The following is a 10,387-nucleotide window of genomic DNA, read 5'->3' on the forward strand; positions in this document are numbered from 1 at the left end:
TTAAAGAATACCTAATTCTTTTAATTTATAATACACACCATCTTCTTCAACTGTTTTAGTTGTAACATCTTTTGCTATAGTTTTTAAATAACTTCAACCACCCGCTAAAGCAACAGAATAGCCTACTTCGCTTAACATTTCAACATCATTTGAACTATCACCAAAAGCAATCATTTCATCTAATGTTATTTTAGTAAATTTATATAATTTTTTAAGTCCTGTAGCTTTATTTGTATTTTTAGGGCCTATAAAAAAACCTTTTGATCATTGTGCATTAATTTCCATATTCAAATTGTTTTTATCTATAAACTCCTGAACAGTATTTTTAAATGATTTGTCATTTGCTCTAATTGTAACAAGATGTAAAGGTTCTTCATCACATGTAAGTTCACATAAATTTTTAAAATTTTCTTTGTGTGGCGATAAAAATCAAGTATCTAAATCATGACCATCAGAAAAATATCCTCATTTATCAGTCATAACACTATATTCACAATTAAATTTTTCTAAAAAGTTACTTAGTGTTTGAAATTCACTAAGTATTATTTTGTTTTCGAATACTACTTCTTTTTTGTTTAAATCATAAATAAAAGCACCATTAGCTCCTATAAAGTAATCAACAGGTATATCATCAAGAAGTGTCCCAATAGTAACAAATTCTCTACCTGTTGCAAAAACTACAACATAACCTTTCTCTTTAAGCTCATGCACCATTTTTTTAGTTTTCGCACTTAAACTTTCTACTCCAAAAGGTAATAAGGTACCATCGATATCAAAAACTATTAGTTTATATTTTTTCATCTTTTAATATCCTTTCTATTTTTTTACCAAAAAGTTTCTTAGATTTTAAATATCCATTTTTAATTATGGCAAGACCAACAATATTTTTTTTGTAAACTAAAAAAATATGATTTTCATTAATATTTTCATCAATTTTAACATTTTGACCTTTGATTAATATTTTTAAATCTTGTAAATTTAAAAAATGTTTTTTTTCTTTTATTAATTCTAATGGGTTAAGTTCAGTTTTTTCTAAATCTGAAAGTGTTAAATCATTAATTTCATATCTTAAAAGTTTTGACATTGTCGCAATTACATTAAGTTCTTTTGCTATATCTTGGATTAATGATCTAATATAAGTTCCACGTGATACAGTTACAGAAAATTCAATTGTTTGATTTTCAAAATTAAAATTCAATAATTTTAAATTTTTAATTTCAACTTTTTGTTTTTTTAATGTTATTTCTTTGTTTTCACGAGCTAGTTTATATGCTCTTTGACCATTAATTTTTTTAGCTGAAAAAATAGGTGGTTTTTGATCATAAAAGCCATTAAATTTTTCAAAAGCTTTTAATATTTTCAATTCATTTAAATGATAAATTAAATTATTTTTAGTTAATATACCATCTACATCTCATGTTGTAGAACTAATGCCTAATTGCATAGTTGCAATATATGATTTATATTTAGTATCAATATATGGTATTAACTTTGTATCATCTTCTGTTGCAATTAGCAATAATCCTTCTGCTATTGGATCTAATGTCCCAGTGTGCCCTATTTTTTTAATATTATTATTTTTAGCAAAAGATTTAATTTTTTGAAATGAAGAAACATTTTTTTCTTTATATAAAAGTTTTATCATTGCTTAATAAATTTTACATTATTTTATAAAGAAAAAAAAGCAAAAAAATTTTGCTTTTTTTCTTTTATGGAATAATGTTTATAAATGGTGCACAAGAAGGGACTTGAACCCTTATGCTGTTAAGCACTAGAGCCTAAATCTAGCGTGTCTGCCAATTTCACCACTCGTGCATAATAAAATTTAAAGGTATGTTTTATAAGGAATCGAACCTTATTACTTTTATCAAAGCGCTACCAAGCAACATAAATGGTGCCGTCTATAGGAATCGAACCTACGACCTACTGATTACAAGTCAGTTGCTCTGCCTGCTGAGCTAAGACGGCATGGTGGAAGATGAGGGGCTCGAACCCACGACCCTCGCCTTGTAAGGGCGATGCTCTCCCAACTGAGCTAATCTTCCTAAATGGTGACCCATACGGGGATCGAACCCGTGAATCCATGGATGAAAACCATGTGTGTTAACCGCTTCACCAATGGGCCTAAATGGCGCCGATTACGGGGATCGAACCTGTGACCAACTGGTTAACAGCCAGCTGCTCTACCGCTGAGCTAAATCGGCGTTTTAGCACTTAAATCTTTAAGCTTAAAACATTATACAACATTTTTTAAAAAAAACAAAAAAAATTGTTTATTTTTTAAAAAAATTAAATAAAACACAAGCGAAATAAATTTGCTTGTGTTTTTTATATTAATCTTAACTTAACATTAAGTTAAAAAAATTATTTTTTAGTTTCTAAAGTGTTTCCTGAATTTAAAGTTTTTAATGATTGTTCTAAAAAATCTAGAAGAGCTTGAGCAACTTGTTTTTTTTGACTCTCATCATTATATTTTGATAATATATTATCAATTATTTTACCCATTTCATTTTCTGGAGTTTGTGGTGTAGAATTATTTGTAGAATTATTTGATTTTTCTGGATTTAAAATTTTTAAAAATCCTTCTAAAAAATCTAGAAGAGCTTGAGCAGCTTGATTTTTTTGACTATCATCATTATATTTTGATAATATATCATCAATTATTTGACTCATTTTATTTTCTAGAGTTTGTGGTGTAGAATTATCTTTAGAAATTGTAAATTTAATTTCACTTCTTAATCGTGCTTCTTTACCATTAATACTAAATTTTACAACAACATATTCTTCATTTTCTTCATGAACTTCTAGATTCTCAAAAGTAAATTCAATTTTTTCACCTTCGGTACCTTTAACTGTAAATGTAGCTTCTTTTTTGTGATTGTGGTCATCTTTTGTGTCTAGTACTAAAAGTAACTTATCCTTTTCCTTCAATTTATTATTTAGGTTAGCTGGATTAAAAGTAATAACAGTTTTTTTACTACTTTTGTTTTCTTCTGAAAGTGTAAAATCACTTTGAGAAATTTTTTCTTGTTTTGTACATGCAACAATAGCTAATGGTGCAGCACCTAATAATGAAGCTAAACCTAAAGATAAAAATAATTTTTTATTTTTTAACATTTTTCTCCTTTTAAACATTTGTAATAATCTAAATTATTGTTAAAAAATAAATTATAAACTATTTTTTAAAAAATGTATTTATTTATTAAAACTAATTAAAAAACGTAGTTTAGACCACGTTTTTTAATTTTATAATTTTTTTATTTTTTTAATATCTTATGATCATCTGTAAGTATAGAAATATCAACTTTCGAAAGTTTATTCATAAACTCTGAATCACTAAGTTTGGATTCTTCCATTGCTGAAATTCATTCTTTTGGTCCTACATATAATTGTTCAATTTGATATTCACCATTTGATAAACTACTTGAATCTTCAGTGATTTCATAATCTCCATCAGATGAATTTGTAATTTTAGTTGCACTTAAGGCATTACCAAAATATGATTTTTGATTTGCTTTATTTTTATAGTGGAATTTAAATGTAATGTTATCTGCACTTAAATCAAACATATCAGATGTAAGTAAATATCTTGTTCGTGTTTCTAATGTTGGGTTGTTTGATAATTTGATGCTTTGATTTGCAATTGAAGAACCATTTGCGCGGCTTTCTAATAATGTGTTATCATCACTAGTTGTATCTAAATTATAAGCTGGCACAGCTAAGGTTTCAAATTTTATAACAGTAATAACATATTCACTATTAGCTTTTGGATTATCAAAACTAAATGTTACAACTTTAGTATTTTTATCATCTTCTTTATAAGTTATGTTTATATTAGATTTATCAACAGTAATTCATTCACTTTCATTAGCCATATTAGCTTTTTCTGATAGTTGAATTGTTAATTTATCTTTATCAGAAAAAGAAATTACATTATCAATATCATTTATCTCAAAACTTACATTAGCTTTTTCAAAACTATTTAAATCTTTATTAAATTTAAATCCTGATGCAGTCATATTGGTATTTGATGATTTTACTTTAAATTGTCCACTAGTTGGTTGAATTGGAGCATTGTCATGCTCTAAATCTTGATATTGATTATTTTCATCTAAAATCTTAATTTTGGAAATTTGGTATAAGTGCCCTGGTAATAAATTATCTTTAGCATCAATCTGGACAGTTAATTGTGATTTGTTATTTCCATCATTTGTTACAGTTGCCCCTTGTGAAATAATAGTTTTCTCAACAATATTCCCATCATCATCAACAATTTTAGTTTTAAACTCAAGTGCTAAAGTTTGATTTGCTATTTTAGCAACAGTTTTTTCAAAGTTAACTTTAATAGTAACTGAACTACCAGCATTATATTCAGCAATTGAAGCACTTGCATCTATTTGATTTTCAAATGTAATACCTTTAAAGTTAATAACTTCTCCTGGTGTTGTAATTTTCTTAATAGAATCATCTTCATGTTGCGATTCATTATTAACAAAATCTTTATTTATCAATCCATTAACACCATTAACTTTTATAGCTTTGTTAAATGCTCTGTCAATAGATCCATTAAATGATAATGTTACTGCATAATCTATTCCTTCTTCAATTTCATTGTTAGTATATGTTTGAGTTGAACCATCATCTTTAGCTTTAAATTTAACATTTCCACTCGAATCTGTATTAGCAACTATTTGGAAAGTAAATTCAACAAAATATTCACCATTTGTTTCTTGAATATCAGCAATTTTTTCAAAGTTATATTTATAACCAGTTCCTATTGGCACAAGTTTTAATTTAATTTTATCATTAGCTACTAAAACTTCATCTTTAGATTCTAGTTTGTATTTAATTTTTAATGTTTTTGGTGTTGAATCACTATTAACCACACTTGAAACTACAGTTGCTTTTGACTCTCTAGAAGTTGTTATAAATTCTCGAATATTTAAATTTAAAATGTTTAATAGATTTTCAGGTGGTAATGATGTTGCTTTTACAAAAGCATCATCAGTATTACCAACATATAATCTAAAATTTTTATATTGACGATTAGAAACAAGATCACTAAATTTAACTTTAATTTCATCATTAGTCATTACACTAAATGAGTTAGTTTCAACAACTTTTACAGTTGAATTAGCTTGCCCTTGAACTTTGTGTTTATAGCTTTGAGCTGATTGAACCATTTCTGCTCTAAATCTAAGTGAATTTTTAAGTTTAGTATTATTTAAATGTTTATTTGTATCATCAAATAATAACTTGAGTGTAGTTTCACCAATAACTTTATCATTATCTATTCTTTCTGTCAATGAACTATTGCCTTGGAATTTAAGTTCATTACCAAATTGTTCTTTAGAATTATTTGTATAATCAGATTTAATGATAATTTCATTATTGTTTTGACCAACTCAATGATTAGTTGCAATAGTACGTAATTTTTGATTTTCAGCATTAGTTAAATCAATCTTAATTTCATCAATTGTATTATCAATTTGATTTACAGCTAATCCATTTATTTTAATATCAATGTATTTTTCAACTTTATTATTTGTATCTTTTTGAGTTTCATCAAATTGAACATTTGTTTCAATAGGTTGAAGATTCGCTTTATCATTTTTTAAATGATCTTTCAGTGTAAATTTAACACTTAATTTTGTATTTTTTAATAAAATTCCATCTTTATCTTCAAAATAAATTCTTAAGTTAGCTTCATCAAGTGTAGAAACATCTTTTTGTTCAACTTTTGAGATAGTAAGAGCATTTTTTTCATCAGTAGCTAAAGTTTTAAATGAATTTTTATTTTTTGATTGATCTTCTGGTGACATAGTAATTGAATTTGCTTTAATAGTTTCTTCATCTAAATTTTTAATATTTACTAAATCTGTATTTAGTAAATAATATCCCTTAGCAAGACTATATACTCTATTCCCTAATAAAACACTGTTTTCAGTTTTTTTGAAATCAATATCTCCAGGTTTAGTTTTTTGACTTATATTAGCACTGAAAAATGCTTTTTCATTTTCATCAAAAGTTGAATGATATTCTAAAATAATTGTTTTATTTTTTCATTTTTCTAAAATGTTTGCAAAATTAATTGTAATTTTTGGTGAATCATCAACATTAAATTCATCTTTAGCTGTTCCATTACTATCAGCGGTTTTAATTTCCACAACTTGTTTTGTGCTATCAAGTGTTTTAATTTCTTTTTCTTTTTCAGTTTTGGAATCTTTGTCAAGATCAAAACTATTTGATGGATTGTTTGGATCTGTTGATGCAAATGGATCATCAACTATGTTATCACTAAAATGTGGTTTTTGTTCATCAGGATTTTTAGCAATTTCTTTTTTAGCTGGTTTTACACCAACAAATTCATATTTTTTATTTTCTTCTAATCCTGAAATTTTGCCTTCGAATTTTGCATTTTTGTTTTGTTTTTCACCACTTTGTGGATTATTAACTTCATTTGGTGTTACTATAATTGTTTTAGTATTACCATCTTCATCTTTAAACGTTACTTCATATTCTTGATCACGTTCAAATGGAGCATCTTCAGATTCGACTTCAAAACTAAATGAAATTTCATCTGTATCTGAGGGAGAAATATTTAAATCTTTTAGTTCAGTTTTACCTTTTTTAGTTTTAATGTTGTGGTTTTTTACTTTAGAAGCATCAACTCCTTGCTCTTCTTTATTTTGAGCAACAATTTGATACCCTTCTTTTTTAAGTAATTCAGATGATGATTTTTCTTCTTCTTTGGTTTTTAATTTAACTAGTTCTTTATTAGAATTATAAATTACAAGTTTGGCAAAATCATATTCACGATTTGATTGCTTAAATTGTAAACTAAATTTCAATTGCTTTTTATCATTTTGATCTATTACTTCAGGTTTGTTTTCATTATAGACAACATCAGCATCATTTGATTTGTTGACATATTTAAGAGCAAATTGGTTGTGTTCTAACTCTTCTTTAGACATGTTAGTTTCAATATCTATAGTAATAGTAAAGTTTTGAGCTGTATTATTTCCAGAGCTTCAATTTCCATTTTCTTCTGCTGAAAATGAAATAATACTAATATTTTTATTGTATTCAGCTACATCATTAATACTATTTTTATCTTTTTGATAGATAATGTTTGATTTATCATCAGGATTTAAAGTATTATTTTTATCTTCTCCAAAATCATTATCATTATAATAAATTTTGAAAATTGAATATGTTTGATTAATATCTAAATCACTCATTTTTACTAAAAGTTTTTTAGTGTTATTAGTTGCATCAATTTGATATTCTATTTTTGAGTGATCAATTACATATTCACGCTTAGAATTATCAATTATAATTACATTAGCTTTAGGTGAATTGCTTTGAATAAGATTTTTATCATCCTCTAAATCAATAATAAATTGACTTAAATCAAAATCTTTTTCATTTGGATTTGTAGTAATACTTTTAACAGCAATTTTATTAATGTGTTTTGCTTCAAATTCACTTGAACTTTTATCTTGATCAAAAATGTTATCTAAATCAACTAATTCATGACCAGGGACAGGTTCACTAGAGCCATTAGGTGTTTTATTTTCACGAATTGCTTTAATAACTAAATCTTTATCTTTTGGCAAGTCATTAATATCGATAATAATTTTTCCCTCATCATCAACTTCCACTTCTTTAAGAATTGTTTCTTTAGGTTCATTTTTTGTTTCAAACTCAACAATAACTTTATCTTTAGGTTTAATAGTTGATGGTAAATCTTTAATAATTAGTTCATTTTTAGTTTTGTTGTCATTCAATTTATTAGTAATATTAGGTAATTTGTGCTCATTACGTTTTTCTTCTGGAATATCTTTATTCTCAACAATTGTTTTATTGTTTTCAGGATTGAAAATTTTATCAATTTTTTCTTCTGGTTTGAGTTGATTATCTGGTAATGAGAAAAAGGTTTTATTTTCTGGATCAACTTCAAGTTCTATTTCTCTTGTTTCTCCAGTTGTTGGATTAACAATAAGAGCTTTTGGCTTAACATTTCCTGAAAGAATTTCATCTTTAGTAAGTTTTTTTTCAACATCAAAAATATATTCTTTACCTTTTGGTGTTTCAACTATACTAAAGTTTTTTTCTTTAATATCTTTAGGAGCTCCATTAAAGTCAACAATGCAATCTTCACATTTTTTATCATCATTGTTTTTTCCTCTTGGAACAAAACTATCTAATGTAATATTTTTTCCTCTAAATTTAGAAGTAGTAGCATGGAAAACTCCATTTTCATCTGTTGTTCCTTCAACAACAATTTTGTTATTTTTTTCATCATATGCAATTAAATCAACTTTTTGATTTGCATTTTCTTTACCTAATGGATAACTTATATCTGTTGCTTTTGGATTATCTTTATTTTGGCTAGATGATAATTTATAGAATTTATCATTAGTTACATATAAATCTGATTTATGTAAATCTGATAAATTCATTTTTTCAGTAACATCTTCTTCTACTTGGTTATTGTCACCAATTTTTTCAATTTTTGATATTTTAGATTTACCACTATCAAAACCCGGGATTGGCACTTCTAATATTCTTAAATTTTGATCTAAATCTGATAGTTTAGGATTAACATCAACTGTTTTAATGTTACCCTCATCATCAACAAAAGATACACGATATTTATCATTTTGCTCTGCAATTTTATCTTTATCTGATAAAAAAGGAATAGCTAAAGTATCTTTTTTATTTTTAATATATCTTGAAGCACTAATTGGTGATATTCTGTCTATATTTCTTTTATCATAAACTGAATAAGGTTTATCATCTTTTGGATCATTAGTTGTTATAGAGTCTAAATCTCATTCAAAACCTTTTCCCCCTTCTCTAATGATGTCTTCTTGTGTTGGTAAAATAACATTTCCTTTTTCATCACTTTGTTTAGTGATGGTAATATTTTTCTTCTCTCCATTAGGAAGAGTTGTTTGATATTTAAAGTCAATTGGTTTATTGGCTTTATCAGGCCCTAAATCTACACTAAATGTTTTGGGTGCGATATTGTGTTTTTCAACTTGGTATTGACGACGATCAACAACATCTATAGGTTGATTATTTAATTTAAAACTTTTAGAATCAACATTAGAAATATCTGATAACTTGTTTATATCATCTTGACTAATAGTTCCATCTGGATTAACATTAACTGTAGCAGTTATAACTTCGCTACCTTTTTTATAATTAAAAGTTAAAGTAGAATTTGGTAAAAATCCTGTTTCAAGAGGTAAAGTTCATTTAGAAATAGAATCTAAATCCTTATCATATACAAGTGTTGGCTGATCATTATTTAATTTAGGTTTGTTTTCTTCCTTTTTATTATTTAAATCAACTAAAGGTGTCCCATCTACATTTTCTCAACTTTTAATAGCATACTTGCTATTAGAAGTTAACGGAAAATGATCGCTTGGTACAACTGTAGCAATACCATCTTTATCTAGTGTTACTTCTAATTCTTTTTCTTCATCTTTATCATTTATTAATTTTAATTTAACTTTTTTATTAGCGTTATTAGTTCCAAAGTTTTTTTGAAGTGTTAATTTATTGTTTTTATCATAATAATAAGATTTGTCAATAATTTTATTGTTGATATACACTTTGTCCATATCAATTAAATCTTTTTCATTTTTTTTATCTTTAACAGAAGTAACATAATATTTTTTACCTTTTGGTAAAAAAGCAGTATCAATAATTAATTCACCATTTTTATTAATTTTGCCTTCTGCAATATAAGATTTTTTTTGTTCATCTTCAAAAATGACTTCTACTTCTTTATCTTTTCAATTGGATATTAGTTTAGCATAAAACTTATTATTATTTTGGTCATCTTTAATTACACGAATAATCTCTGGAAAAATAGAAATAGCACTTTTTGCCATATTATATCTTTCAATTAATCATGGAATAGTAGCTAATATAACTGCTGATGAACCAAAAAAAGTACCTAGTATTGCTAATGCTAAAACTTTTTTATTTTTTTGTTTACCTTTTTTATTTTTCATTAATCACACCTCTAATATTAAATATAATTCCTTACAAATGTATCATGAATCATTATTTCAATAGTTATTATAAAAATAATCGAAATAATGAGTGGAATTGTAAGTAAAATAATTAAACTAATAACACTAAAATTTATTGTTTCATATCATGAAAATATAAAAACTAAAATTATTCCTAAAGCTAAAAATTGCAAAAGACAGAAAATTGTTGGTAATGCAAAATACATTTTAAACCTAATATCTTCTAAATGCTTAACACTTTTTCTAGAAAATATAGTTCAAAGCATAGGGCTTATAAAAAACAAAAACTTTATTTTCAAATTCGATTTCATTTTTATTATGAATTTAATCCTAAA

5 protein-coding genes and 5 tRNA genes are annotated in these 10,387 nt (G+C 25.6%); all 10 read right to left on the reverse strand.

All coding sequences use genetic code 4. The features are described 5' to 3' along the window. Window positions 1-801 (reverse strand): YcsE-related riboflavin metabolism phosphatase, encoded by an 801-nt coding sequence (locus EXC65_RS02135; RefSeq protein ID WP_129719852.1) that lies wholly within the window; start codon window positions 799-801, stop codon window positions 1-3. Next, the gene (gene truB / locus EXC65_RS02140) at window positions 788-1,645 is read right to left on the reverse strand and encodes a tRNA pseudouridine(55) synthase TruB (RefSeq protein WP_129719853.1); all 858 of its coding nucleotides are present in this window, start codon (window positions 1,643-1,645) and stop codon (window positions 788-790) included. The genes EXC65_RS02135 and truB overlap by 14 nt, the downstream gene beginning before the upstream one ends. A gap of 85 nt (window positions 1,646-1,730) precedes the next feature. Beyond that, a tRNA-Leu gene (locus EXC65_RS02145) sits at window positions 1,731-1,815 on the reverse strand. 77 nt (window positions 1,816-1,892) lie between these two features. After that, a tRNA-Thr gene (locus EXC65_RS02150) sits at window positions 1,893-1,968 on the reverse strand. 1 nt (window position 1,969) lies between these two features. Continuing rightward, window positions 1,970-2,045 (reverse strand) — tRNA-Val (locus EXC65_RS02155). A 4-nt stretch (window positions 2,046-2,049) separates the two neighbouring features. Then, window positions 2,050-2,125: transfer RNA gene (locus EXC65_RS02160), tRNA-Glu, on the reverse strand. Window positions 2,126-2,129: 4 nt separating this feature from the next. Then, window positions 2,130-2,204, reverse strand: a tRNA-Asn gene (locus tag EXC65_RS02165). Window positions 2,205-2,364: 160 nt separating this feature from the next. Next, window positions 2,365-3,117 (reverse strand): hypothetical protein, encoded by a 753-nt coding sequence (locus EXC65_RS02170; protein ID WP_129719854.1) that lies wholly within the window; start codon window positions 3,115-3,117, stop codon window positions 2,365-2,367. A 140-nt stretch (window positions 3,118-3,257) separates the two neighbouring features. Continuing rightward, complete coding sequence (locus tag EXC65_RS02175) at window positions 3,258-10,031, reverse strand: DUF1410 domain-containing protein (protein WP_129719855.1); 6,774 nt, start codon at window positions 10,029-10,031, stop codon at window positions 3,258-3,260. A 17-nt stretch (window positions 10,032-10,048) separates the two neighbouring features. Continuing rightward, window positions 10,049-10,318, reverse strand: a complete 270-nt coding sequence (locus EXC65_RS02180) for a hypothetical protein (protein WP_129719856.1) — start codon at window positions 10,316-10,318, stop codon at window positions 10,049-10,051. Window positions 10,319-10,387 lie beyond the last annotated feature (69 nt).

The organism is Mesomycoplasma neurolyticum, assembly GCF_900660485.1.
Lineage (GTDB): Bacteria > Bacillota_I > Bacilli_A > Mycoplasmatales > Metamycoplasmataceae > Mesomycoplasma_A > Mesomycoplasma_A neurolyticum.